At 40.1% G+C, this 26,150-nt stretch carries 20 protein-coding genes; 15 read left to right on the top strand and 5 right to left on the bottom strand.

Annotation, left to right across the window (positions count from 1 at the left end):
- Positions 1-195 precede the first annotated feature (195 nt).
- Positions 196-1,680, top strand: coding sequence for a DUF1846 domain-containing protein (locus BMY66_RS06005; RefSeq protein ID WP_074788786.1), 1,485 nt, complete (start codon positions 196-198; stop codon positions 1,678-1,680).
- Positions 1,681-1,706: 26 nt separating this feature from the next.
- Here BMY66_RS06005 and BMY66_RS06010 read toward each other — a convergent pair whose 3' ends face one another.
- Entirely contained in the window at positions 1,707-2,312 is a 606-nt protein-coding gene (locus BMY66_RS06010) for an HAD family hydrolase (protein WP_090394518.1), read from the bottom strand.
- Positions 2,313-2,467: 155 nt separating this feature from the next.
- On the opposite strand from BMY66_RS06010, the gene rsmH reads away from it, so the two are divergent.
- The 9 genes from rsmH (at position 2,468) to thrC (ending at position 15,054) form a co-directional block, all read left to right on the top strand.
- Positions 2,468-3,511 carry a 16S rRNA (cytosine(1402)-N(4))-methyltransferase RsmH gene (gene rsmH / locus BMY66_RS06015; protein ID WP_090394519.1) on the top strand — a complete coding sequence of 348 codons (1,044 nt, stop codon included), beginning with the start codon at positions 2,468-2,470 and terminating at the stop codon, positions 3,509-3,511.
- 16 nt (positions 3,512-3,527) lie between these two features.
- The gene (locus BMY66_RS06020) at positions 3,528-4,484 is read left to right on the top strand and encodes a Gfo/Idh/MocA family protein (RefSeq protein WP_090394520.1); all 957 of its coding nucleotides are present in this window, start codon (positions 3,528-3,530) and stop codon (positions 4,482-4,484) included.
- Between the two features lie 232 nt (positions 4,485-4,716).
- Positions 4,717-5,718, top strand: coding sequence for a GGDEF domain-containing protein (locus BMY66_RS06025; protein ID WP_177175594.1), 1,002 nt, complete (start codon positions 4,717-4,719; stop codon positions 5,716-5,718).
- A gap of 78 nt (positions 5,719-5,796) precedes the next feature.
- The gene (locus BMY66_RS06030; RefSeq protein ID WP_033153681.1) at positions 5,797-6,141 is read left to right on the top strand and encodes a helix-turn-helix domain-containing protein; all 345 of its coding nucleotides are present in this window, start codon (positions 5,797-5,799) and stop codon (positions 6,139-6,141) included.
- Between the two features lies 1 nt (position 6,142).
- A complete protein-coding gene (locus BMY66_RS06035) occupies positions 6,143-7,249 on the top strand; it encodes a cation diffusion facilitator family transporter (protein ID WP_090394522.1) in 1,107 nt (368 codons plus the stop codon).
- Positions 7,250-7,268: 19 nt separating this feature from the next.
- Entirely contained in the window at positions 7,269-8,963 is a 1,695-nt protein-coding gene (locus BMY66_RS06040; protein WP_044937465.1) for a phospho-sugar mutase, read from the top strand.
- A 942-nt stretch (positions 8,964-9,905) separates the two neighbouring features.
- On the top strand, positions 9,906-10,607 hold the full coding sequence (locus BMY66_RS06045) for an ABC transporter ATP-binding protein (RefSeq protein ID WP_033153693.1): 702 nt from the start codon (positions 9,906-9,908) through the stop codon (positions 10,605-10,607).
- Positions 10,608-10,632: 25 nt separating this feature from the next.
- Positions 10,633-13,458: an FtsX-like permease family protein gene (locus tag BMY66_RS06050; RefSeq protein WP_090394523.1), complete on the top strand. Its 2,826-nt coding sequence runs from the start codon at positions 10,633-10,635 to the stop codon at positions 13,456-13,458.
- A gap of 105 nt (positions 13,459-13,563) precedes the next feature.
- Entirely contained in the window at positions 13,564-15,054 is a 1,491-nt protein-coding gene (gene thrC, locus BMY66_RS06055) for a threonine synthase (RefSeq protein WP_090394524.1), read from the top strand.
- A 41-nt stretch (positions 15,055-15,095) separates the two neighbouring features.
- On the opposite strand, the gene BMY66_RS06060 is transcribed toward thrC, so the two are convergent.
- Together BMY66_RS06060 and BMY66_RS06065 are read right to left on the bottom strand one after the other, a co-directional pair.
- Positions 15,096-15,977, bottom strand: coding sequence for a chemotaxis protein CheX (locus BMY66_RS06060; protein ID WP_090394525.1), 882 nt, complete (start codon positions 15,975-15,977; stop codon positions 15,096-15,098).
- 3 nt (positions 15,978-15,980) lie between these two features.
- Positions 15,981-16,361, bottom strand: a complete 381-nt coding sequence (locus BMY66_RS06065) for a response regulator (protein ID WP_033153704.1) — start codon at positions 16,359-16,361, stop codon at positions 15,981-15,983.
- A 200-nt stretch (positions 16,362-16,561) separates the two neighbouring features.
- Here BMY66_RS06065 and BMY66_RS06070 point away from each other — a divergent pair, with 200 nt between their 5' ends.
- The 3 genes from BMY66_RS06070 (at position 16,562) to BMY66_RS06080 (ending at position 19,337) form a co-directional block, all read left to right on the top strand.
- Entirely contained in the window at positions 16,562-16,912 is a 351-nt protein-coding gene (locus BMY66_RS06070; RefSeq protein ID WP_090394526.1) for a hypothetical protein, read from the top strand.
- A gap of 83 nt (positions 16,913-16,995) precedes the next feature.
- Entirely contained in the window at positions 16,996-17,667 is a 672-nt protein-coding gene (locus tag BMY66_RS06075) for a response regulator transcription factor (protein WP_044933652.1), read from the top strand.
- 134 nt (positions 17,668-17,801) lie between these two features.
- On the top strand, positions 17,802-19,337 hold the full coding sequence (locus BMY66_RS06080) for a sensor histidine kinase (protein ID WP_242942683.1): 1,536 nt from the start codon (positions 17,802-17,804) through the stop codon (positions 19,335-19,337).
- Positions 19,338-19,365: 28 nt separating this feature from the next.
- Here the strand turns inward: BMY66_RS06080 and BMY66_RS06085 are convergent, their stop codons facing one another.
- Positions 19,366-20,010, bottom strand: coding sequence for a phosphoribosyltransferase (locus tag BMY66_RS06085; protein WP_044933654.1), 645 nt, complete (start codon positions 20,008-20,010; stop codon positions 19,366-19,368).
- Positions 20,011-20,249: 239 nt separating this feature from the next.
- On the opposite strand from BMY66_RS06085, the gene BMY66_RS06090 reads away from it, so the two are divergent.
- On the top strand, positions 20,250-22,262 hold the full coding sequence (locus BMY66_RS06090) for a methyl-accepting chemotaxis protein (RefSeq protein ID WP_090394528.1): 2,013 nt from the start codon (positions 20,250-20,252) through the stop codon (positions 22,260-22,262).
- Between the two features lie 29 nt (positions 22,263-22,291).
- On the opposite strand, the gene BMY66_RS06095 is transcribed toward BMY66_RS06090, so the two are convergent.
- Positions 22,292-23,152, bottom strand: a complete 861-nt coding sequence (locus tag BMY66_RS06095; protein ID WP_090394529.1) for a patatin-like phospholipase family protein — start codon at positions 23,150-23,152, stop codon at positions 22,292-22,294.
- Positions 23,153-23,301: 149 nt separating this feature from the next.
- Between BMY66_RS06095 and BMY66_RS06100 the strand changes: the two genes are divergently transcribed.
- Positions 23,302-26,142, top strand: a complete 2,841-nt coding sequence (locus BMY66_RS06100) for a glycoside hydrolase family 3 protein (RefSeq protein ID WP_242942684.1) — start codon at positions 23,302-23,304, stop codon at positions 26,140-26,142.
- Positions 26,143-26,150: the final 8 nt, after the last annotated feature.

Genomic DNA, 26,150 nt, shown 5'->3' on the forward strand with positions numbered 1-26,150 from the left:
CATTATTTACCTTAAATCCTAATAAAATACTATAACGAGCAGAGTTATTTGTCGTAGCAATTATTTAACTATTAGTGGTTAAAAATTGATTTGTTTTTATACTAAAATTATTGGATTAAAAGCCCATCCATGATAAACTTATAGCCATTAAAAGATATATTTCAATCATTTGATTTTATTTAGAAGAAGGAAAACATGAGAAAAATAGGATTCAGTAACGAAAAGTACACAGAGATGCAATCTAAAAGAATTAGAGAGCGCATCGATCAATTTGGTGGAAAGCTTTATCTTGAGTTTGGTGGAAAGCTTTTTGATGATTACCATGCATCAAGAGTTTTGCCAGGATTTAAGCCAGACGCAAAAATCACTATGCTCAAAGAGCTTGCAGACAAAACAGAAATAGTAATCGCTATCAAGGCTGGCGATATCGAGAAAAACAAGGTTCGTGGAGATATCGGTATCACATACGATATGGACCTTCTCAGACTTATCGATGCTTTTACAAGCTATGGCCTTTACGTAGGTTCTGTTGTTCTTACTCAGTTTGCAGAGCAGCCATCAGCAGTAGCATACGAGAAAAAGCTTAAAGCTCTCGGTCTTAAGGTATTCAGACATTACATCATTCCAGGTTACCCATCAAACATTCCATTTATCGTATCTGATGAGGGATTTGGAAAGAATGATTACATCGAAACAACTCGTCCACTTGTAGTTGTTACTGCACCTGGTCCAGGAAGTGGAAAGATGGCAACATGCCTTTCTCAGCTTTACCATGAGTCAAAGCGCGGCGTAAAGGCAGGATATGCTAAGTTCGAAACATTCCCAATCTGGAATTTACCACTTAATCATCCTGTAAACCTTGCATACGAGGCAGCAACAGCAGATTTGAATGATGTCAACATGATTGACCCATTCCATCTTGAGGCATACGGCGAGACTGTTGTTAACTACAACCGTGATGTTGAAGTTTTCCCTGTACTTAAGGCAATGTTCGAGAAGATTTCTGGGGAATCTCCATACAAGTCACCTACAGACATGGGTGTAAACATGGCAGGAAACGCAATTGTTGATGATGATGTTTGTAGAAATGCATCAAATCAGGAAATCATCCGTCGTTACTATGAGGCCGTAGTTGCTAAGCGCAAGGGCGATGGAAGTGATTCAGCTATTCAGAAGCTTGAGCTTTTAATGGAAAAGGCAGGCATTTCTGTATCAGACAGACCAGTTGTATCTGCTGCAAACATCAAGGCAGAGCAGACTGGAGTACCATGTGCAGCTATGGAGCTTCCAGATGGTCAGATTATCACAGGTAAGACTTCTCAGATGCTTGGTGCTTCATCAGCTATGATGCTTAATTCACTAAAGCATTTAGCAGGCATCCCTGATGAGATTAAGCTTATTTCACCTGAGATTCTTACACCTATTATGAATCTTAAGACAAAGCATTTAGGTGACCACAATCCACACCTTCATTTGAATGAGCTTCTTATTGCTCTTTCAATGGAATCAATCAGCAACGAAAATGCAAAGAAGGCATATGATTGCATTCCAATGATGGAAGGTGCAGAGGTACATTCATCAGTTATTCTTTCTTCTGTAGACGTAGGTGTATTTAAGCAGCTTGGGGTTCACCTTACATGTGAGCCACGTTACGAAGGTAACAAGCTTTATCACAGCTAATTTAATAGAAAAAAATAGAAGCTCTTTTATTGCAAAAGAGCTTCTAATTCTTTAAGGGCAATTTCGTGATTCTTGTCCTTTGCCCATACGGCATTCAAACCACATTCTCTGGCAGCGATTACGTTTGGTTCGCTGTCATCAATAAATACGCATTCCTCAGGAACTAAATTATATTTTTCGATTATACGATTATAGATGGCATGATCTGGCTTGATAAGCTTTTCTTCATATGAGAACACGCCGCCATCAAGCATTGGCAGAAAATCAAGTTGCTTTAGTGCGCCTTCCCTCATGTGAGAAGACCAGTTTGAAAGGTAAAGCAGCTGATAGCCACGACTCTTTAAATCGCGAATCCAATCCTTTGCAAAGTCGTACTGCCAAAGAGCATCACCAGCAGTCTCCCAAAAGTGAATGATTTCATCCTTTATATCAGGAGCATCCTTGATAAAAGAGGCTACTAATTCGTCATTTGTAAGAACGCCTCTGTCAACCTCAGCCCATTTCTCACCAAAGACATTAGCCTTGATTCGCCCAACTAGCTCAGCATCGTTATTAAATTCCTTCATCATATATGCAGTCCAATCATATCCAATAAGGACTCCGCCAATATCAAAAATAATAGTTTTTATCATGATAATCCCCTTTACATGTAAGCCTAAATTTAAACGTCAGCTAATAGTTTAGCAAAACTGTTGTAGAACTTTCAATCCTATTGATACTGTTTGAGGCCTTATATTATAATTTAATAGATCTGTTAAATAAGAAAAAATTAGAAATATGGAGAAATATGGAAGAGAAAAAGCATAAACGTCGAGTTCATTACTCAGGAAAATATCCAAAGAAATTTGAGGAAAAATATAAAGAGCATAATCCTGAAAAATATGCAGATACAATTGAGCATGTAATCAGCAAGGGCTCAACACCTGCTGGCATGCATATTTCCATTATGGTGCAGGAGATTCTGGATTTCTTGCAGATACAGCCAGGGCAGCAGGGGTTGGATTGCACCCTTGGATATGGTGGACACACCCGAAAGATGCTAGAGCAGCTTCAGGGGCAGGGCATTATGTACGGTTTGGATGTTGATCCAATCGAATCTGCTAAAACAGTAGAACGCTTGCGCACCGCCGGTTTCGGAGAGAATAATTTTCAGTTTAGACTTATCAATTTTGCAAACATAGATAAAGTTGCCGAAGAGGCAGGCAAGTTTGATTTCGTTCTTGCGGATTTAGGTGTATCCTCAATGCAGATTGATAATCCTGAGCGTGGCTTTTCATATAAGATAGATGGCCCATTGGATTTAAGACTAGATCCAGACCATGGTGAAAGTGCAGCAGAACGTCTTCACAATATCACAGAGGAAGAATTTGTTGGAATGATGATAGAAAATTCTGATGAGCCATACGCTGAGGAAATCGCACACAAGGTGTTTACACTTATGGCAAAAGGAAATCCTATGGACACCACCACAGCCCTTCGAGAGGCAATTGCAGAGGCACTTTGGAAGGTGCCAAAGGATGAGAAGGACCAGGCTATTAAAAAGAGCTGTGCCAGAGTATTCCAGGCACTTCGTATAGACGTTAATAGCGAGTTTGAAGTGTTATACTCATTCCTTGAAAAGCTACCAGGGATTTTAAAGCCAGGTGGCAGAGTTGCCATCCTTACCTTCCATTCAGGAGAGGACAGGCTCGTAAAGAAATCATTTAAGGAATTGAAGAAAGCAGGAGTATATGCTGATGTTTCTTCAGATGTGATACGTCCATCGGCGGAGGAATGCAGAATCAATCCTAGAAGTAAATCTACCAAGATGAGATGGGCAATAAAGCAGTAAGAAAGCGAGGAGAATAATGGTTTTAGGAATAGCAGGAAACGGTGTTATTGTTGGGGAAGTGCTTTCGTTTATTGACGAGATTGAGTTTGAAAAGATTTATATCTGTGGCAGAGAGAAAAGCAAAGATAAGCTGGATGCCATGGCAGCAAAATATCATTTAGATACCGTATTTACGGACTATGATGAAATGCTTAAGTCTGACGTTGACGTAGTATACGTAGGTGTACTTAACGATTTGCATTATGAATACTCAAAGAGAGCTATTTTGGCAAAGAAGCATGTTATTTGCGAGAAGCCTGTTACAAAGAGTCTTGCTGAATTTCAGGAGCTTGTGGAGTTAGCAAAAGCCAATAACGTTATGTATTTTGAGGCTATGAGTATTTACCATATGCCAGCCTACAAGCAGTTACAGCAGGATGTTAAGCTTGTTGGAGATTTAAAGCTATGCGTATTCAACTACAGCCAGATGTCCAGCAGATACAGCAAGTTCCATAGCGGTGAAATGGTGCCAGCGGTATTTGATCCGGCCCATAACGGAGGTGCTCTTCGTGATTTAAATGTTTACAATATATCTGCAATGGTTGGTCTATTCGGCGCGCCTGATTCTGTAAGATATGATGCAAACATGGAAAAGGGCATAGATACAAGCGGCGTACTTACTGCCGACTATGGCAATTTCAAGGTTCTTTGCATTGGAGCAAAGGATTGTGTGGCACCTGGTCCATCTACAATCCAGGGTGTTGATGCAACAATCTGCATTTACCCTCATGTAAATGGCATGACAGAATACGACGTCCTTTTCAATGATGCTGATACAGAAACAAAAGAGGTTTCGTTGTCTGATGGAAGTCATAGACTTTACTTTGAATTTGCAGAGTTCAAGCGTATCATTCAGGAAAAGGATTTTGAAGCTAATGAAAAATTGCTTAAATACAGTGCTCAGGTAATGAGCATTATCGACAAAACGAATTAATAATTCACAGTTTTACACAATTAATATGCTAAAATAAACGGAGTGTTTGTTTTAGCATATTTTATCTTTAAAAATTAATTATGAAAGGCTTTTTATGGTAGAGGCTGAGAGCTGGGTTATACTTAATTTTTTTACATCATTTTTATTAATATTATTGCTGATATTTCAAAATCAGATTTCCAGGTTGCAGAAAGGGCGCAAGTATTCGGCAATCCTTGTATGCACGCTGATTTTGTTACTATCTGAAACTATTGGTCGTATAGGTGAGATGTATCCAGACAAGTATTTATTCTTGGGATACATTGGGTACTTTTTAATCTTCCTATTAGATCCATTTGATATATTGTATGCTCTGTATTATCTGGATTGCTGGATGGATGATGAGGATTTAAAGCATAGACGTCCAATTAGATACTGCTTCGAACTGTTTGCAGTTTTGAATATGGTATTTGTTTCAATATCAGCGTTGTTCGGGTTGAAATGGTTTTTCTATTTTGAAAATGGTATTTACTATCGTGGCCCATTCTTCTTGATAAGAGCAGGATTCATGCTGTTGTTTATTTTCATGCTACTTGTTTATGCACTTGTATTTAATAAACACATCATGAGTGAATACAAGGCAGCAGTATTGTTTTTGCCGGCATTATCATTAATTGGGGCACTGCTACAAATATTTATTGCCAATATTGACTGCACATACGCAGGTATATCTTTGGGATGTTTGATTGTATTTTTCTATTATCAAAGTAGAGACGTAAATATCGACTATCTAACCGGTGTACTAAACCGAAGAGGGCTGGATATCAAAATGCAGGACATGGTTAAAAGTTCCATTTCCAGTGGAAAAGACTTTACTGCTATCATGATGGATGTTGATAATTTCAAAGATATTAATGACAGTATGGGGCATGAGGAAGGGGATAAGGCAATCAAAATTATTGCTGACATTCTTGTAGATACCTTTGGAAGGGCAGCAACTATCGGTCGTTTTGGCGGAGATGAGTTCTGTGTCATTACTGATGAATTGGACATGAAGCAGATAAACGAAAAGATAGATGAGGTGAGAGATTACGTTGCAAAGCAGAGTGCTCGCAATAATTGGCCTCAAGGAGTTGACATAAGCTGTGGATTCCAGAGCTATAGTCACAACAGCAGCCTTACTGCTGAACAGTTTCAGGAACTTATAGATAAGCTGATGTATGTGGAAAAACAGGCACATCACCAGTTGTCTTGAGGATAAAGTTATATTGTGTTATCGTATATACAATAGAGTTATTAACGCGGGATTTTACAGTTATGGAGGGGTATTAGGATGATTATTAGTGAACGTATCTTTAAGTTGATGGATGAAAAAGGTGTTTCTCAGCTTCAGTTAGCTGAAAAGACTGGTATTGCACAAAGTACTATCAGTGATTGGAAGAGAAAGAAAACAAATCCATCGTCAGACAAGATTATGGCAATCTGCGACGTACTTGATGTTTCACCTTTTGAGTTACTTCAGGACACAATTCCTTCGAAAGGGGCAGGAGAGGTAGATTTCCTCATCGCCAGCGAAGGAACTGCTGAATATGCTGTACTCAAAAAGATGGAAAAGCTCAACAAGAAAACAAAAGAAGAGCTTACAAATTATGTTAAGGGATTAAGGAATAAGAAATAAAATGGACAGAAATAAAAAGATCATTCAAACCAGTTTGATTGGTATTGTTGCCAATTGCTTTTTGGCAGGATTTAAAGCGTTTGTTGGTCTTGTTACAGGATCGATTGCAATTGTCCTTGATGCAGTAAACAACTTAAGTGATGCCTTATCATCGGTAATTACCATTGTCGGTACAAGAATTGCCAATAAGGCACCAGATAAAAAGCATCCACTGGGACATGGCAGAGTTGAATATATCTCTGCTGCCATCATCGCAATTATCATTTCATATGCAGGTATTACATCACTGGTTGAATCAATTAAAAAGATAATTGAGCCACAGTACCCAGAATACAATACAGCAAGCCTTGTTATTGTGGCTGTTGCTGTAGTTGTAAAGATTGTACTTGGAACATATGTTAAAAAAGTGGGGGAGAGTGTTAATTCAGGTTCACTTATCGCATCTGGTGAGGATGCAAAGCTGGATTCGGTTATCTCTGCAACAACACTTGTAGCTGCAATCATTTTTATTGTATTTGGTATAAGTCTTGAGGCTTGGCTTGGTGCCATCATCTCAGTCATCATCATCAAATCAGGCTACGATATGATTTCAGAAACAATCTCACAGATTCTGGGAGAGCGTGTTGAAATGCAGCTTTCTCATGATGTAAAGAGAGCTGTTGTCAGCTTTGATGAAGTTTTAGGGGCATATGATCTTAGCTTACACAATTATGGACCAAACCGTTACGTTGGTTCGATACATATAGAGGTTGATGAGGATATGGGAATGGCTCATCTTGATCAGCTTCAAAGACAAATCTTTCATAAGGTATATCAGGAGACAGGCGTAGGCCTTGAAGGAATCGGCATCTACTGCAAAAACAAAAAGGATTCTCCAGCTGATATACTTAGAAAGGAGCTTTCAAAGTTTGTGAAGACATTCGATTATGTTAAGCAGATTCATGGATTCTACTATGATGAAGCAAATCAGAATGTTAACTTCGATGTGGTTATCAGCTTCGATGACCCAAATAGAAAAAAGACTTTTGAAAGTATTAATAATGCACTTAAGGAAAAATATCCACAATATACATTTAATCTTAGCTTGGACATCGACTTAAGTGATTAATTTAGTTTTAGGAGGAATTATGGATTATAAAGCACGTTACAATGAATGGCTTGAAAAGCTTTCAGATACAGATCCATTAAAATCAGAGCTTCAGGGAATCGCTGGAGATGAAAAGGAAATAGAGGATAGATTCTACCAGGATCTTTCTTTTGGTACAGCTGGACTTCGTGGTAAGGTTGGCGCAGGTACTAATAGAATGAACTTCTTTACTGTTGGTAAGGCTACACAGGGTGTTGCTGATTTTATCATTTCAAAGGGTAAAGAAGCCTGCGAAAAGGGTGTTGTTATTGCACACGACCCACGTCATTTTTCAAAGGAGTTTTCTCAGCTTGCAGCTGGTATTTTTGCAGCAAATGGAATCAAGGTTTATGTATTCCCAGATCTTAGACCTACACCAGAGCTTGCATTTATGATTAGACGTCTTGGTACAGTTTCAGGTATCAACATCACAGCAAGCCACAACCCTAGAGAATACAATGGTTACAAGGCATATTGGGATGATGGATGTCAGGTTTCATCTGAAATTGCAGATGGTATGACAGAGTGCATCAATGCTGTAGATATTTGGACAGGCATCAAGAAATCAGATTTTGAGCAGGGTGTTAAGGATGGCAAAATCATCGTTTTAGGTGCTGAATATGACAGAGAGTATCTTGATAAGATTGAAGCTTTAGCTATTCATGAAGGTGATGAGCTTGATCTTTCTATCCCTCTTGTTTACACACCACTTAACGGATGTGGTTCAATTCCATTCAGACAGATGCTTAACGATAGAGGCTTCTCAAACTGGACAATCGTTCCAGAGCAGGAGAACCCAGATCCTAACTTTACAACAGTTGGATATCCAAACCCAGAGGATCCAAAGGCATTTAAGCTTTCTGAGGAGTATGGACGTAAGTTTGGAGCAGAGCTTCTTATGGCTACTGATCCTGATGCAGATAGATTTGCTATTGAGATTCGTGATAGCGAGGGCAACTATGTACCTCTTAACGGTAACCAGACAGGATACCTTCTTGTAAATTATGTTCTTGAGGGACACAAGGATGCCGGCACACTTCCAGCAAAGGGAGCTATGGTTAAGTCTATCGTTACATCAACACTTTCTACTATCATGGCAAAGGCTTATGGCGTAGAAATGTTTGAAACACTTACAGGTTTCAAGAATATTTGTGGAAAGATTCCATATCTTCACGAGAATGGATACAAATATCTCTTTGGTTATGAGGAGTCCGTTGGATACGCTATCTGCGAAGATATTCGTGACAAGGACGGCATCTCGGCTGGTATGATGGTTGCAGAGGCAGCTGCATACTATCGCAAGCAGGGCAAGACTCTTTGGGATGTTCTTCAGGAAATCTACGCTAAGTATGGTTACTTCGCGGAGGATGAACCAAACATCATCCTTGAGGGAATTCCTGGTGCACAGCGTATTCAGCGTATGATGAAGTGGTTCCGCGAGAACCTTCCTACAGAAGTAGCTGGTGCAAAGGTTGAAAAGGTTATTGATTACATCAATGGATACGAGGATATCCCACCACAGAATGCAATCCGCCTTTTCTTAGACAATGGCTCATGGTTTGCAATTCGCCCATCAGGTACAGAACCAAAGATTAAGTTCTACTTCTATTCAAACCAGGATAGCAGAGAGAACGCACTTAAAGTAAACGGACAAATAAAGGACGAAATCTTCGCGCTTATTAATTCCGTAGAATAACAGCAAGGTTAATATGGATTTATTGAAGGAACTTAGCGTATGGCTGAGTTCCTTTTTTGTATGCGGCCTGTTTAAAATGTAGGCTAGCCTAAGGTTTTTGTTTCAACCTGCTGGCTACAGTTTATCTGGGAAGCCAGTAGTATCAATAGCAAGCCCTTCGGGTGCTTCGCACTATTGACACTCCAGCCTTCCTCAGATAAAGGGTAGTCAAGCAGGTTTGAAACTAGGATTGTGGCGAAGCCACCAGCACTAAGGGGGGAGGACACGAAAAATTGGCGATGGGATGAATCTTCGTGTCAGGTTTTAGGGGAAAAGACACGAAGATACTGGGAAAACAGAAATTTACGTGTCTGTAAAAGTGCTCATAGACACGAAGACTTTGAGAAAGTTGAAATCTTCGTGTCTATGAGAGAGTGAAAAAACACGAAGATTGAGCGAATGTTTTAATTTACGTGTCAGAAGAAGAGATTTTCGACACGAAGAATAAGAGGATTGTAGAATTTACGTGTTTGAGAGGCGAACTGGCGACACGAAGAAATAAGGATATCTCAAATCTTCGTGTCCTAAGGAAGTATAGCAGACACGCGGAATTGAAGGTATGGTCAAAGCGCGTGTCTGAGACCTACAAAACAGACACGCCAAATTAAATAGAGGTCCAATCTGCGTGTCGCCATCTACTGAATAGACTGGTGGCTTTGCCACAGTCCCATTTTCAAACCTGCTTGACTAACATTTATCTGCCAAAAGTTATGAAGTCAAGGGAGCGTAGCTCCAGAGGCATGCCCTTGACTGAAATAACTTGGCAGATATGATGTGTCTAGCAGGTTGAAACAAAGTGTATTTTATATAGCATCCATATTTGAGTTTTCGCTATTGCGTCACACTTATGTGATACTATTAAATCGCTAGCCACCATTTTGTGTTATAGGCGGAGGTATTTTCATGAGTTTTGTAGAGTTTAAGAATGTTGGAAAAATATATAAGACTGGAGAGGTGAAGATAGAGGCTCTCCATGATGTTAATTTTGAGATAGAGGAAGGGGAGTTCTGCATCATTGTAGGGGCTTCCGGCGCAGGTAAGACTACGATTTTGAATATCCTGGGTGGAATGGATACTCTTACTTCGGGAGGCGTTTATCTGGCTGATAGGGACGTGTCTGGATATTCTCCTAGGGAGCTGACAAGCTACCGCAGATATGATGTGGGATTTGTTTTTCAGTTCTACAACCTGGTTGGAAATCTTACAGCGAAGGAAAATGTGGAGCTGGCTGCACAAATCTGCAATGATCCAATTCCAGCAGAGGAGATTTTGACTCAGGTGGGGTTGGCAGATAGAATGAATAACTTCCCGGCTCAGCTTTCCGGTGGCGAGCAACAGCGAGTTGCCATAGCAAGAGCTCTTGCAAAGAATCCTAAGCTACTGCTTTGCGATGAACCTACTGGTGCCTTGGATGACGCTACAGGTAGAGCAGTTTTGAAGCTTCTTCAGGATACTTGCAAGAAGAAGGGCAAAACAGTTGTGGTAATTACTCATAATCATGCCCTTACAGGAATGGCGGATAGAGTTATTTCTGTTAAATCAGGCACGGTTGTAGATATTACTTTGAATGAACATCCTAAGAGTGTGGACGAGATAGTTTACTAGTGGTTATTTGTTTTGGAGAAGATAAATGCTAGCAAAATCAAGTTTTAGAGAAATAAAAGAGACCATAGGTCGATATATCGCTCTTGTTCTTATCATTGCCCTTGGTGTTGGATTCTTTTCGGGACTGAAGGTAACGGATCCTGCTATGCGTCAGGCTATGCAACAGTACTTTAAGGATACCAGCTTTTATGACTATAGATTGATATCAACATTGGGATTTGAAGAGGAAGACGTAGACTATGTGGCAGAGAATGTCAGTGCAAGGGCCGTAGAAGGGTCGATTTCCTTTGACGTTTTGGCTGACTATGCAGATTCATCACATGCCATTAAAGCTATTAGCATTCCAACTAACGTAAATACCATAGTATTGGAGTCAGGCAGATTGCCAGAGAGCGATGATGAGTGTCTTGCAGATTCATATTTGTTTGATGAATCCACTATCGGAAATACAATAAAAATATCCAGCAATAATGAAAAAGAGGACAGGGAAAACTTTAAATACAGCCAGTACACAATTGTTGGTACAGTAAAATCCCCATTATACATTCAATATGAACGTGGTAGCACAACCCTTGGAAGTGGTGTGCTAGACGGTTATATCTATATAAATAAAGGTGGATTTGATGTAGAGTATTACACCGACATTTATGTGAAGCTTGATAGCGACTTGGAAATCTATTCTGATGCATATAAGGATCTTATTGATGAAAAAGAGGATGAGGTCCAGAAGGCTCTTGATGAGGCTGCTGATAATAGATACGATCGAATAATAGCAGATGCGTATGATGAGCTGAACGAAGCTAAGGAAGAGTTTGAAACCAGCAAAGAGGATGGGGCAACAGAATTGGCTGATGCCAAAGAAGAGCTTGATAGCGCAAAGAAGCAATTAGATTCGGCAAAAGCACAGATTGAAGAATATGAGGCTCAGGAAAGTCAGTTGAAATCTATGCTTGATTTACTTTTGCTGGACCCAACTCAACAGGAGGCGGCAGGAGAGCTTAGCGTACAGCTTTATACACTTCAGGTGGGGCTTGAAACAGCAAAAACTGAGTATGCAAATGGTCTTGCAGAATATAATGAGGGCCTTGCTGAATATGAAGAAGGCCTGGAGGAATACAATACAAAGATAGCAGATGCGGAGGCTGAGATAGCAGATGCAGAAGCTGAAATTGAGGACATAGAGGAAGCCAACACATATCTTTTGATGCGAGACAGCAATGTGGGATATGTTTGTTTCGAAAGTGATTCTACAATTGTAGGAGCTATAGCTAACGTATTTCCGGTTTTCTTCTTCTTGGTTGCGGCGCTTGTATTCATGACCACCATGAACAGAATGGTTGAGGACCAGCGAACTCAAATTGGTGTTTTAAAGGCCTTAGGATATAGCAACGGAAGCATCATGGGGAAGTTTGTATTTTATTCTGGTTCAGCTGCATTTATAGGTACTGCTTTGGGCTTCGTGGCTGGAACAATTGCCTTCCCAAAGGCTATTTGGTTTGCCTACAAGATGATGTACAACACATCAGAAATAACATATTTCTTTAGTCCAGCAATGCTTCTTATCAGTTTTGTTGTAGCTTTTGTATGTTCTGTTGGAGTTACATTTATATCCTGCAGGTATGAAATGGGAGAGATGGCTGCATCACTTATGCGTCCAAAGGCTCCAAAGGCAGGCAAGCGTATCTTCCTAGAGTATATACCATGGTTCTGGAACAGGCTTAAGTTCTTAAAGAAGGTCAGTCTTCGTAATATTTTCCGTTATAAAGGCAGATTATTCATGATGGTTCTTGGAATTGGCGGATGTACAGCGCTGCTTGTGGCAGGATTTGGTATTTATGATTCTATTGCAGACATTGCTGTAAATCAGTTTACGAATATATCTAAGTACGATATGGATATTACCCTAAAAGATGGTGCCAAAGATACAGTAGCACCACTTGAAAACATGGGATATACGGTAGATGATTATTTGCTTTACTATCACACTTCCGTGGATTTAAAGGCAGGTAAGCATACCAAGAATGTATACTTAAATGTATATGATAACGATGCGAATATAGATTACTTCTATGATATGCATGATGGTTCAGAGGAGCATATCGTATTTGCGGATTTAAAGGATGATGAGATAATCGTCAACAAGGGACTCAGTGACCGATATGGTATAAAAGTTGGTGATAAAGTAACCATATCATCTGATTCTATGAATGCTACCACTTTTAAGGTGGCAGCCATAAACGAAAACTTCATATACAACTATGTATATCTAACAACTAGCGGATATGAATCAAACATCGGCACACTTCCAGAAAAGAAGAATGTGTACTTGAATATCAAAGAGGATGAGGATGCTCATTCAGTTGGCGCTGAGCTTATGAATAATAAGAGCATTTCTGTGGTTTCTGCTACTATTGATACCTTGGATCGAGTAGACAGTATGATGAAGAGCTTGAACATCATAGTTTATCTTGTAATAGGAAGTGCAATGGCTCTTGCAGCAGTTGTTGTTTACAATCTAACAAACATTAACATTGCGGAGCGTGTAAGAGAAATTGCTACGGTAAAGGTGCTGGGATTCTACAAGGAAGAGACTAGTGCCTATGTATTTAGAGAAAACATACTTCTAGCAATAATGGGAGCTGCAGTGGGACTTGTTTTAGGTAAGATTCTCCATGCTTTTGTTATGAGCGAGATAGTGGTTGATTTGATTACCTTTGATGTTAGAGTCACTGCTCTTAGCTATGCATTGGCCTTTGTTTTGACGGTATTATTTACATTTATTATCAATCTGTTAATGGGCAAAAAGCTTGACGAAATCAGCATGACAGAATCTCTTAAAGCAGTAGAGTAATTTACAGAAATTACTAGCATTTAATGCTTTACTGTGCTACAGTATGTGTAACTGTTTGGTACTAGCTGAATAGTTAAACAAAAATATAGTTAGAGAGGAATAATCATGGGAATCAATTACGTTAGCACAAGAGATGCATCAAAGCAGCAGATTACAGCTTCACAGGCTATTTTAAAGGGTTTGGCTGATGATGGAGGCTTATATGTACCTACATCCATTCCAGCTCTAGATGTTTCACTTGAGAAGCTTTCTGAAATGACATATCAGGAGGTTGCTTATGAAGTGTTAAAGCTTTTCCTTACAGATTTTACAGAGGACGAGCTTAAGCATTGTATAAATAGCGCTTATGATAGCAAGTTTGACACAGAGGAAATTGCACCACTTGTTTATGCTGATGGAGCATACTATTTGGAGCTTTTCCATGGTTCAACAATTGCATTTAAAGATATGGCACTTTCGATTTTGCCACATCTTATGATTACTTCCGCTCGTAAAAATAATATCAAGAACGATATCGTAATTCTTACAGCTACATCAGGTGATACAGGAAAGGCTGCTCTTGCAGGCTTTGCAGATGTAGAGGGCACTAGAATCGTTGTATTCTATCCAAAGAATGGTGTATCAGCAATCCAGGAACGCCAGATGGTTACTCAGAAGGGTGCTAACACTCATGTTGTTGGTATCAAGGGTAACTTCGATCAGGCTCAGACAGGTGTTAAGCAGATGTTCAATGATAAGGCTCTTGAGAAGGAACTTGATGATGCAGGCTTCCAGTTCTCATCTGCAAACTCAATCAACATCGGCCGTTTGGTTCCACAGATTGCTTACTATGTATACGCATACGCAAAACTTCTTTCGGAGGGAAAGGTACAGTCAGGTGAGACAATCAATGTAGTTGTTCCTACTGGTAATTTTGGAAATATCCTTGCTGCATATTATGCAAAGAACATGGGACTTCCTATTGATAAGCTTGTTTGTGCATCAAACGAAAACAAGGTCCTTTATGATTTCTTCACCACAGGAGAATACGACAAAAACAGAGAGTTCATTCTTACAAACTCTCCATCAATGGATATCCTTATCTCTAGCAACCTTGAGAGATTAATCTATCACATTGCTGGCGATGATGCTAAAAAGAATTCTGAACTTATGGAGTCTCTTAAGACAACTGGTAAATACGAGATTACTTCAGATATGAAGGCTAAGCTTGAAAGCTTCTATGGAAATTACGCTTCAGAAGAAGAGACAGGTGAGACTATCAAGAATCTTTATGACAAGACAGGCTACATCATTGACACACACACTGGTGTTGCATCATGTGTATATAACAAATTCAAGGCTGACACACAGGACGACAAGGTAACAGTCATTGCATCAACAGCCAGCCCATTTAAGTTCACACGTGCTGTCATGGGAGCAATCGACTCAGCATATGAAAGCGAGGAAGATTTTGTACTCGTAGACAAGCTTTCAGAGCTTGGAAAGGTTGCAGTACCTAACGCCATCGAAGAGATTCGCTCCGCAGAGGTTCGTCACGACACCGTCGTAGAAGTAGCGGACATGTGTGCCGAAGTAAAGAGATTTTTAGGAATTTAAAAAAAGAGCTACCCGTTGCTTCAACGGGTAGCATTTTTATTTTAGAAACATATTATAAGGTGTATGGTTCCAAATGGGTAGGCGACTGGGAAGTCTACGCATTTGTTAGCTCCATAGAGTACGCCGTCGGCGGTGATTTCTGGTGGAGCAAGTGATATGTCTTTTGATAAGGCGTTGGAAATGTTTACTATGAAGAGTCCATTGTGGAGGTTGAGGAAGTCCTCAAGGGCTGCAACAACGTACTCATCGAAGTCTCCAAAGTCTTCTTTTGCGTAGCGGGAAGCAAATGCAATGGCTGTTTCCCTGTCGCAATCAATATGTGTAATAAACTCTCTGTCACTGGATATTTTCTGCGAAACACCAAATGTGACAGGAAATTCATCAAGTACCATAGGAGTGAGAGGAGAAAAGTCCTCTCCAACAAATCTAATTAAGCTGTTGAACATCAGCTCCAAATACATAACGTTTTCTTCGCTTACAGGCATTTCTGCAAGAACAAAGAAATTGGAAATGATTGCACGGACAGCTTCTTCATTTTCAACATCTAGACTTAAATCATATATTTCAGTTTCATTTTTATAATCGAAAAGAATACGCTCTAACTCTTCGTAAGAAAATATTCCATCTTCAACAAGATTTTGGCCAAGTAAAATAAAATCAGGAGTCTGTCTTGTAAGTAAATCATTTACCTGATCATCTGAAAGATATCCTCTATTAACAGCTATTTCACCAAAGCGTCTGTCTTCACGAGTTTGCACATATAAGCATTCATCCACTTCTTTGGCAGTCATGAAACCTTCGTGAATGGCAATTGTACCAAGCTTTATATGTGTTTGCGAAAGACGAGACATTGCATTGAAAAGCTGCTCTTGATTTACAATTCCTTTTTGAAGCAAATAATTCCCCAAGAATTGTGTGTACATAGACTATTTTCCTCCAAGTCGAAGCTCGATTATTTCTTGAATTTGATTGTTCTCGAAAGGCTTCTGAATAAAGTCCTTTGCGCCGAGCTGAATTGCCTTTTTGAGTTGATCCTGAGTACCAACTGAAGAAACAATGATAATGATTGCATCATTGTCGAATTCTCTGATTTCAGATAGAGCAGTAGTGCCGTCTTTTTCTGGCATTACGATGTCCATAAAAACTAAATCAGGTTTTTCTGATTTGTACAAGTTTACAGCCTCTGCTCCGTTTTTCCCCTCAATAAAAGTAGCACCTGTGCTTACTTCTTTAACTGCATCCATGAGTTGTTTTCTAGCAAGGACTGAATCATCGCATATTAAAATCTTTTTGCCTGTAATATCCATATGTCTTATCCCTCCTGCACAGTATAGAATAATAATACAATAAGAATAGCTTTTATTCAAATGGATTTATCTGATATTTTTGTTAATTTTCAAGGAATTGAGGGAAAACTTTTGAAGTAATAAATGGCCTGTTTTTTATAGAAAAGAGAATAAATAATCTATATAATAATAGGCGAGAATAATTTATTGGAGGATTAAAAATGGATATTGGTTTTATGAAAATATTTGATGTTGTAATCGGGGTATTGGGAGTATACCTGGTATTTGTTAGTATCAAAAGCCTTAAGGCAGGAATTGTTGATCCTATGATGATTACAGCAGAGGAGCTTGCAAAGTGTGCTGATATCAAAGGATTATCAAAGTATTTGATGCCAAAGTCAGCTATTTTTGGAGCACTTTGTATTGTGTTTGGAATTCAGGGATTGCTTAATGACACTGGTTATGTAAAGTTCCCGCATGCAGTAAATGTAGGATTTCTCATTGCTTTTGTTGTAGTATGGTGTGTTTTCTCATACTTTATCCGTAAAGCAAAGAAGACATATATTCAGTAAAAAATACTAATATCGTCACTTAGAATTCACATTTAGGGGGGATTATATAATAATCTAAGCTGGGTTAGCTATAGGAGGTCAGTATGAAAAAGATTTTGGTGGTAGATGACGAAGAAAAGATTCGTTCACTTATCCGTAAGTACGGTGAGTTTGAAGGCTATGAAATATCAGAAGCATGCGATGGTATGGATGCAATAGAAAAGGTAAAGGCAAACAGCGATTATGATGTTATCATCATGGATGTTATGATGCCAGAGCTTGATGGATTCTCAGCTTGCAGTGAAATCAAAAAGATAAAGGATATTCCAGTTATCATGCTTTCAGCAAGAGGCGAGGAATATGATAGAATCCACGGTTTTGAAGCAGGCGTTGATGATTATGTTGTAAAGCCATTCTCACCAAAGGAACTTATGATGCGTGTGAATGTTGTTACAAGCCGAAGCAAGTCTGATGAAGGTGCGGTAGATATCTTCCGTTATGAAGGCTTGGAAATCAACTTTACTGCCAGAACAGTTTCTATTGATGGCAAGCGTGTAGATATGTCGCCAAAGGAATACGAGCTTCTTTTCTACCTGGTTCGAAATAAAAACATAGCACTTGAACGTGAGCGTCTTATTACCGAAGTATGGGGTTATGACTACTATGGTGATGACCGCACACTGGACACACACATAAAGCTACTTAGAAACAGTCTAGGTGAGTATCGTCGCCTGCTTGTTACACTTAGAGGAGTAGGTTACAGATTCGAGGCTTAATTGTGGAGGACCCATTGAAAAAAAGTCAAATTAGTATTAAATGGAAAACCTTTTGTATATTCTTGATTTTTGCCATAGTACTTTTAGGAGTACTATGGTTTTTTCAGATTGTCTATCTGAATGATTTCTACAAAATGATAAAGCAAAAGGAAACAGAAAATGTTCTAGATAAGGTTGAGGTGCTTCTTCATGAATCTGATGATCCTGCATCTGAAATAGACCAGCTTGCGGCCAACTACAACCTGGGCGTATTCATTACAGATTCAGAGGGCAACTCCCTTTATAATGCGGAATATATTTCAAATTCCCAGATGTCTTCATTGCCACATTTTATGTTCAGTCTCTTTTACGATGAGGCTGTTGCTAATGGTGGCGAGGCTGTCATTGAGTTTAAAGGTAGCGAAATGCAGCGAAGCATCAGGGAAAACCTTAATAAGGAGTTAGAACAACAGCCTGAAATAGACGGAGAATCAGAAGCTACTCCTGAAACGGAATTAGAACAACCTGAAAACATTTTAGAGAATGCTCCTGACAGTGCAGATGAAACTTCAGAAGAATCCTCTGGTCAGGGAGAGGGAAAAATCGAATACACAATCCCTCCGGAAAACGAAATGACGAAGGAGCAGTTCAGACAAAACATTGGTAATGAATTGGCTGAGTCTGTTATCTATGTTCGTATAATCGAAGTAGATGGTCAGGAAGAAGTTGTCATGATTAACTCAGTGTTAACACCTGTCGACGCTACAGTTACTACACTGAAAGCTCAGCTTCGAATTATCACTGTCATCATAATTATCATTGCATTTATTCTTGCAGCAGCCACAGCTAAAAGCACATCTCGCTCTATTATCAAATTGAACGATGGCGCCAAGAAGCTTGCAGCTGGTGACTACAGTGTTAAATTCGATGCAGATGACTATATGGAGGTTGCAGAGTTATCAGCTACTCTAAACTACGCCGCAAAAGAACTTGGAAAGGCAGACAGCTTACAAAAAGAACTTATTGCAAACGTATCCCACGACCTTAGAACTCCGCTTACTATGATAAAGGGATATGCAGAGGTTATGAGAGACATCCCTGGCGAGAACACGCCAGAAAATGTTCAGGTTATCATCGAAGAGACGGAGCGCTTAACAGGTCTTGTAAACGACATGCTGGACATTTCAAAACTCAAAGCTGGCACTATTTCTATCCAGCCAGAGGAATACAACTTTACAGAAAGTATTCGTCATGTCCTGGAGCGTTACAACAAGCTTCGTGAAGTAGAGGGCTACACCATCGATTTTGTATACGATGACGAAGTCAACGTATACGCAGATGAGCAGAAAATGTACCAGGTTCTCTACAATCTGGTAAACAACGCCATAAACTACACCGGCGAGGACAAAAAGGTCACCGTCATTCAAAAGGTCATCGGCAATACCCTCCGCATCGAAGTAGTGGACACTGGCGATGGCGTAAAGCAGGAAGACATCCCATACGTATGGGACCGCTACTACAAAGACAAGACAACCCACAAGCGAGCCCTTCAAGGCACCGGACTTGGCCTCTCCATCGTAAAGAACGTACTGGAGCTCCACGGTGCCAAATATGGCGTCTCATCCATCACCGGCCAAGGCGCCACCTTCTGGTTCGAAATCAAAATCGACCCCTTCGCCGAAGAGGAGTAGGGGCGCCTGTGGATGGTGGCCCCTGGGATTAGCGAAGCTCTGAGTAGCCGAAGGAGTTTACGATGGCGTCGATTGGGGTGCCGGATTTGCAGAGAGGGCACTCGTGGAGTGGGTACGACTGGTAGTTAGGGATGTCCTCGTCGTGGAATACGGCTGTTACTGGGATGTTGTCCACTTCTCGAACGGCTGAGAAGATGGCGCAGGCACCGCTGATGGTTGCCCCGTAGTATTGTACACATTCGGCTAGACTTTCGAGAGTTCGGCCGGTGGTTAGTGATCCGAATAATAATAGAACGTGTTTGTCGCGGATAGTCAGTTGTAGATTATCGCGGAAAATATGCAGGCCGGATGGAGCAAGCTCTGGGGCAGTGACATAGATTGTCTTGTGCTGATTGTAGTTTGCTACGCCGGCTTTTGTTAGTTCTTCGGCAAGATATGTTCCAACTACTTCCATGCCATCGGCACATACGATTGTGTCTACTGGTGTGGATACGGAATAGTGCATTGCAAGAAGCTGGGCTACACCGTGAGCCTCATTACATCTGGTCTTTATGGTTCCGATTTCCATATAGTTTGTGATGTGGGAGTGGTTGGTTGCGAAGTGACCAGGAATTATTTTCAAAACAACATCTGAGTTTAGTGGAGCAGGAATTTTAGTATAGTCTTTTAACATAATAAACCCCTTTCTTTTATGAACCTCATAGTTCGAATTACCCCTTTGATATTTACATCATAACATACTTTTGTCAGATATCTAGTGAATAAATTTTGTAATATTTGGCAATTATAAAAAGACACGCTGAGTTCACAGATAGGACATAGAAATTTACAAATTTGCACATCCAAATATGCTAGTGTTTTAATTAGTACATTCTACGTTTACGTTTCATATTATACAGAAGGAGGGGACTTATGGCGAAAGGACAAGCTAAGCAAAAGCGTATTAGTGCACAATTATTGGCGGTTTTGATACCTCTTGTAATTGTGGCAATCGCGATTGTAACTACTATTTTAGCGTTGCAGGCAAAGAAGGTAATTGTGTCAGAGGCTACTGAGGGATTGCATCAGGAATCTAGAGCAAATGCTGCTGATATTGCACAAACAATGGATAGCATGACCAAGTATTATGATGGCTTGGCAGATGCTATTGAGGGTGGAACCTTTGAAAGCGATGTTCAGGTTAATAATCTGCTGACTGAATCTTTGAATGAGTTCCCAGGTGTTGTAACAGATGCGTATATCGCAATCGGTAGAACTGAGTTCTATGATGGTAGCGGATGGTTCCCAGATTTAAGTGAATATGATGCAACTACCAGAGGTTGGTATCAGAATGGTGATGGCCAGGCAGAGATTGTTATAGGTGCACCTTCTCTGGATTTAACAACAGGAAATATGGTTGTATGCGGTTCACGTTCTATCACTTTGAATGGTCGTAAGGGTGTAATGTCTACAGATATTGCCCTTGCTGGTATTTCAGAGATGGTTAGCCAGTATACTCCAGGTGGAAAGGGGGCCAGCTTACTTGTTCAGGGTACTCAGATTATTGGTTCAGTAGAGTCAGAATATGTTGGTACAGATGTATCTGAACATACAGATGACGGCTTCTTGCAGAGAATGTCAGAAGTTGTTGCTGCAGGCGGAAGTGATTCTGTTGTTACAATGAAAGGAAATAATGGAAAGAATTATTTCGTATCATTTGATAACGTAGATGGTACAGAGTGGACTCTTATTTCATATGTACCACAGGATGCAGTATTAGCAGAACTTAGACGGTTTATAGTCGTTAGTATTGTAATTGCCGCAATTATCGTTTTGGCAATGGCAGTAATCCTTCTTCAGTTAATCAACTCAAAGATTACAAAACCAGTACGTAGTCTTACAGAGAATATTACAAGAATTGCAAATGGTGACTTTACAGTTGATATTCCAGCAGGTGGTGGAAATGAAATTGGCACCATGAATAACAACATGCATGATTATGTTGAACAGATGCGTAGTACGCTCACTGAGATTAAGAGTATGACTGATCAGCTCGCTTCAGAGGCTACAAATAGTAAGAATGTATCTGGTGATTTGAACGAGCGTGCTGATGAGCAGGCAAGTGCTATGCAACAGATTCAGCATACAATGGACGATATGTCTTCTGCAGTTGCTGATCTTGCAGAAAACGCAACTACATTGGCTCAGCAGGTTAATGATTTGACTATGCAGAGTGAGACAACCAAGCAGACAATGGATGATTTGGTTAGCACAGCAAGAGATGGCCAGCGTGACATGCAGGCAGTTCAGTCTGGTATGACAAATGTTGCACAGTCAATGCGTGAAATGAATGATGTTGTTAACAACGTAGATGAGTCTGCTAAGCAGATTGATTCTATTGTTGATATGATTAATTCTATTTCCAGCCAGACCAACCTTCTTTCACTTAATGCTTCTATTGAGGCTGCACGTGCCGGCGAAGCTGGAAAGGGATTCGCAGTTGTTGCTGATGAGATAGGTGCGTTGGCTCAGAACTCTGCAGATAGTACTCAGCAGATTTCAGCTATTATCAAAGAGATTACAGCTCAGATTGCAGAGCTTTCAACAAAGGCAGAATCAAATGTTGAAGAAATCAACACCAGTATGGAATCTGTAAACCAGGCTGGAGAGACATTTGAAAAGATATTCAAGAGCCTAGATGAAGCCAGCGATACTGTTGGTGATATGATTGATAAGATCGGTAGCGTTGATGAGATTGCAACTTCTATGGCTGCTATTTCAGAGGAGCAGTCAGCTAGTACACAAGAGGTTAGTGCTACAGCCACAACTCTTGCTGAAGGTGCAGAACAGGTTGCAGAAAACTCTCGTGGTGTGGATAACAGTGCCACTGTAGTATCTGAATCATCAGATAAGATTGAAAATCTTATTAACCAGTTTACCGTATAGACGAAAGAATAATAAAAGAGCTTATTTGACTAAGCGGTCAAATAAGCTCTTATTTTTTCTAGATTTTCTGTGGCAATGCGTCGTCCGATATCGTAAACACGTTGTAATTCGTCAGGATTTTTTTCTGTGGCACCAATGTTGAGAGGGGCATCTGGCCTGATTACGAAAGCCTTGCCATTGGCAACCTGCTTTTTAACGTATGCTTTTTGCGCATTATACATGTTGTGCCTGTTTTTCATTGTGTCAATCATTCGTGGATATTTTCTCAAAATCCATCTAATAATTTTCATGTATTTCTGAGGCTTTTTAATATAGTCAGCAGGCTGGGTTTCGATAACAAGGATTTTGTCGCAGCCTTGCTTTTCCATAAAACGAAGAGGAATGGAATCTGACATTCCACCATCTAAATACAAATCATCTCCTATTGGAACAGGCTTTGACACTGCAGGCATTGAAGCCGATGCACGTATCCAGCGAATGTCTATTCCATCTGGAGTGCCGTCATAGTTATCGCATTTATGATATACCGCATTTCCGGTAGATAATTCTGTGGCTACACAGTAGAAATCCATAGGATTCTTGTAAAAGGTATCGTAATCCCATTTATCAAGCTCGTATGGGAGAGTGCCATAGCAGAATGGCACATTATAAATGTCCCCTGTTTTAATCAAGGAGCTGAAGCTTGCATAGCGCTTGTCGTTGCAATATTTTTTGTTGTAGCGAAGACCTCGTCCTATCTGTTTTGATTTAATATTAAGTCCAAATGTGGCACCAGCTGAAACACCAACAGCACTGTCAAAATCAATATTGTTTTCCATGAGAACATCGATTACGCCGCAGGTAAACATGCCTCTCATGGCTCCACCTTCCATTACTAATCCTTTTTTCATAATAATTCCCTCAATTCTCTATAAATAAAAATTTATCATTGTGCACAATTAATTGCAAGTTTTATTGATAAAAAAGCCCAAAAATGAAGATGAATTTTGTATAAATAAATGATGCAAGCCATGAATCTGTAATGTATACTCTTGAAAGAATGTTTTGGAGAAAGGATATTGGAGGAATGTCGGGAAAGTTATTTGACGAGAATAAATTTGCAGCTGTGGCCAGACGCGCAGTTGCAGAAGGTGTGGTACTTTTGAAGAATGATGGTGATGTTTTACCACTTCAGAAAGGTACCACTATTTCATTGTTTGGCCGTAGTCAGTACAACTACTATAAAAGCGGTACAGGCTCAGGCGGTATGGTAAATACCAAGTATGTTATTGGAGTAAAAGAAGCACTTGAGGCTGATGATAGATATAATCTGAACCAGGATTTAAAAGCAATCTATGATGAATGGATAAAGGAAAATCCATTTGATGCCGGAATCGGATGGGCCAGTGAACCATGGTTCCAAAAGGAAATGGTAATCACACCAGAAATAGCAAAGACGGCAGCAGCAAAGTCTGATGTTGCAATTGTGCTAATTGGTCGTACAGCAGGTGAGGACCAGGATAATAGTGCAACAGCAGGTAGCTTCCTTCTTACAGAAGATGAGCATACAATGCTGAAAAATGTTACTGATGCATTTGAAAAGACAATCGTTCTTTTGAATGTGGGAAACATTATTGATATGAAGTGGGTTAAAGAGTACAACCCTAGCGCTGTGGCATACATTTGGCAGGGCGGTCAGGAAGGTGGAAATGGTGTCCTTGATGTTTTATCAGGTGATGTAAATCCAGCAGGCCGACTTTCTGATACTATTGCCTATGATATTGATGATTACCCATCTACAGCTAATTTTGGTAAAAAGAAGAGAAATATCCAGCAGGAGGATATCTATGTTGGATACAGATATTTTGAGACATTTGCTAAAGACAAAGTTTTATATCCATTTGGATTTGGTTTATCCTACACAAGCTTTGATATTAAATGCAGTAGCCTGAAGTTTGATATTACAAATGGTGCTATAGTTGTAGCAACAGTTACTAACACCGGTGCACGCAAAGGACAGCAGGTTGTTCAGCTTTACTTAGAAAAGCCACAGGGCAAGCTGGGAAATCCATCAAGAGTATTGGTTGGATTTGATAAGACTAAGGAAATCGAGCCTGGTGAAACAGTGGAATGTGAAATTCATGTGCCAACATACTATATGTCTTGCTACGATGACTCAGGTGTTACAGGTCACAAAAGTGCCTATGTGCTAGAGCAGGGAACATATACATTCTACGTGGGCGGTGATGTGCGAGCAGAGGAGTCGGCTTCAGCAGATATTTCAAAAACTGTTGTGGTAGACCAAAAGTCAGAGCTGATGGCACCACCAATTGAATTTACAAGGGTTAAGCCTGAGATAAATGCAGATGGAACATTCTCAGTTGTCTACGAACCAGTTCCAACAGCAACAAAAAGTTCAGTGGAACATCGCCAAGAGGAGCTTCCAACAGAAATCACCCAGACAGGTGATAAGGGCTACAAGCTTGTGGATGTTGCCAAAGGCAGAGTATCAATGGATGATTTCATTGCTCAGCTTTCTGACGATGATTTGGTAGCCATCGTTAGAGGCGAGGGTATGAGCTCACCAAAAGTTACACCAGGAACAGGCGGCGCATTTGGTGGTGTTACAGATTCACTTTTAGGTTACGGTATTCCTGTTGCCTGCTGTACAGATGGCCCTTCTGGAATCAGAATGGATTCTGGCAAGAAAGCATTTGCTATGCCAAATGGAACACTTTTAGCAAGCTCTTGGAATCTTGAATTAATGGAAGAGCTTTATCAGTGGGAAGGTTTGGAGCTTCGTAAAAACAAAGTGGATGTATTGCTTGGACCAGGTATGAATCTTCACAGAAATCCTTTAAATGGTAGAAACTTCGAGTATTTTTCAGAGGACCCATTCTTAACAGGTAAGTGTGCTGCATATCAGCTAAAGGGTATGCATAAATACCATATCACTGGAACAATAAAGCATTTTGCATTGAATACACAGGAGACCTCACGTCACTATGCTGAGCATGTTGCATCTGAGCGTGCAATCCGAGAGCTCTATTTAAAGGGATATGAGATTGCTGTTAAAGAAGCTGGCGCTCATGCTGTTATGACAACTTACGGCCCAGTAAATGGAAGATACACATCTTCAAACTTCGATTTGGTTACAAAAATCCTTAGGGATGAATGGGGCTTTGAAGGTATCGTAATGACGGACTGGTGGGCAAAAGGCGGAAATGCTGGAGCAGGAGACGGAGCCGATATGGCAGACATTGTAGCAGCTCAAAACGACCTTTACATGGTTACAACAAGTGCTGCTGACAACACAAACAATGATAACTCATTGGAGGGCCTTGCAAATGGTACAGTAACTAGAGCTGACTATCAGCGTTGCGCTGCAAACATTTGCAGATTCATTATTTCAAAGCCAGTGTTCTTCAGACTTATAAATGAAAACAATGAGATAGATAATCAGCTTTTAGACGAGGCAGATGAGGAAGAGCTTTCATATGACAATATGATTGACTGCAACTTCAAAGAAAGTGATGTTTTTGCTGTTGATCCAGCTGAAATCAGAACAGGTCGTGACAGTGCCAATATGCTTTCCGTTGCAATCAAAGAACGCGGCGACTACAGACTTACAATGACTGTACGTGCAAAAAATCTTAGCGCACTTGCACAGATTCCTTTGACAGTTTTCAGAGATAGAGATATCGTAAAGACGATAACCCTCACCGGAGAGGACAGAGAGTGGCAGACAGTTTCTGTTGATTTCGCAGACTGCTTTGCAAGCTTCTATATTAAGCTTTACTTTGCCCAGGACGGTATGGAGATAAAGGATGTTAATGTAGAATTTGTATGCTCAAAGGAGCAGGAAATTCACGATATGTTAGCAAGACTTGGAGAAGATTAATTAAGGAG

It is taken from the genome of Pseudobutyrivibrio sp. C4 (assembly GCF_900111635.1).
Lineage (GTDB): Bacteria > Bacillota > Clostridia > Lachnospirales > Lachnospiraceae > Pseudobutyrivibrio > Pseudobutyrivibrio ruminis.

What these genes read in the sequence shown, in the direction of transcription:
- BMY66_RS06005 (WP_074788786.1), top strand. Translation starts at nt 196, where the DNA reads ATGAGAAAAATAGGATTCAGTAACGAAAAGTACACAGAGATGCAATCT.
- BMY66_RS06010 (WP_090394518.1), bottom strand. Translation starts at nt 2,312, where the DNA reads ATGATAAAAACTATTATTTTTGATATTGGCGGAGTCCTTATTGGATAT.
- rsmH (WP_090394519.1), top strand. Translation starts at nt 2,468, where the DNA reads ATGGAAGAGAAAAAGCATAAACGTCGAGTTCATTACTCAGGAAAATAT.
- BMY66_RS06020 (WP_090394520.1), top strand. Translation starts at nt 3,528, where the DNA reads ATGGTTTTAGGAATAGCAGGAAACGGTGTTATTGTTGGGGAAGTGCTT.
- BMY66_RS06030 (WP_033153681.1), top strand. Translation starts at nt 5,797, where the DNA reads ATGATTATTAGTGAACGTATCTTTAAGTTGATGGATGAAAAAGGTGTT.
- BMY66_RS06035 (WP_090394522.1), top strand. Translation starts at nt 6,143, where the DNA reads ATGGACAGAAATAAAAAGATCATTCAAACCAGTTTGATTGGTATTGTT.
- BMY66_RS06040 (WP_044937465.1), top strand. Translation starts at nt 7,269, where the DNA reads ATGGATTATAAAGCACGTTACAATGAATGGCTTGAAAAGCTTTCAGAT.
- BMY66_RS06045 (WP_033153693.1), top strand. Translation starts at nt 9,906, where the DNA reads ATGAGTTTTGTAGAGTTTAAGAATGTTGGAAAAATATATAAGACTGGA.
- BMY66_RS06050 (WP_090394523.1), top strand. Translation starts at nt 10,633, where the DNA reads ATGCTAGCAAAATCAAGTTTTAGAGAAATAAAAGAGACCATAGGTCGA.
- thrC (WP_090394524.1), top strand. Translation starts at nt 13,564, where the DNA reads ATGGGAATCAATTACGTTAGCACAAGAGATGCATCAAAGCAGCAGATT.
- BMY66_RS06060 (WP_090394525.1), bottom strand. Translation starts at nt 15,977, where the DNA reads ATGTACACACAATTCTTGGGGAATTATTTGCTTCAAAAAGGAATTGTA.
- BMY66_RS06065 (WP_033153704.1), bottom strand. Translation starts at nt 16,361, where the DNA reads ATGGATATTACAGGCAAAAAGATTTTAATATGCGATGATTCAGTCCTT.
- BMY66_RS06070 (WP_090394526.1), top strand. Translation starts at nt 16,562, where the DNA reads ATGGATATTGGTTTTATGAAAATATTTGATGTTGTAATCGGGGTATTG.
- BMY66_RS06075 (WP_044933652.1), top strand. Translation starts at nt 16,996, where the DNA reads ATGAAAAAGATTTTGGTGGTAGATGACGAAGAAAAGATTCGTTCACTT.
- BMY66_RS06080 (WP_242942683.1), top strand. Translation starts at nt 17,802, where the DNA reads ATGATAAAGCAAAAGGAAACAGAAAATGTTCTAGATAAGGTTGAGGTG.
- BMY66_RS06085 (WP_044933654.1), bottom strand. Translation starts at nt 20,010, where the DNA reads ATGTTAAAAGACTATACTAAAATTCCTGCTCCACTAAACTCAGATGTT.
- BMY66_RS06090 (WP_090394528.1), top strand. Translation starts at nt 20,250, where the DNA reads ATGGCGAAAGGACAAGCTAAGCAAAAGCGTATTAGTGCACAATTATTG.
- BMY66_RS06095 (WP_090394529.1), bottom strand. Translation starts at nt 23,152, where the DNA reads ATGAAAAAAGGATTAGTAATGGAAGGTGGAGCCATGAGAGGCATGTTT.
- BMY66_RS06100 (WP_242942684.1), top strand. Translation starts at nt 23,302, where the DNA reads ATGTTTTGGAGAAAGGATATTGGAGGAATGTCGGGAAAGTTATTTGAC.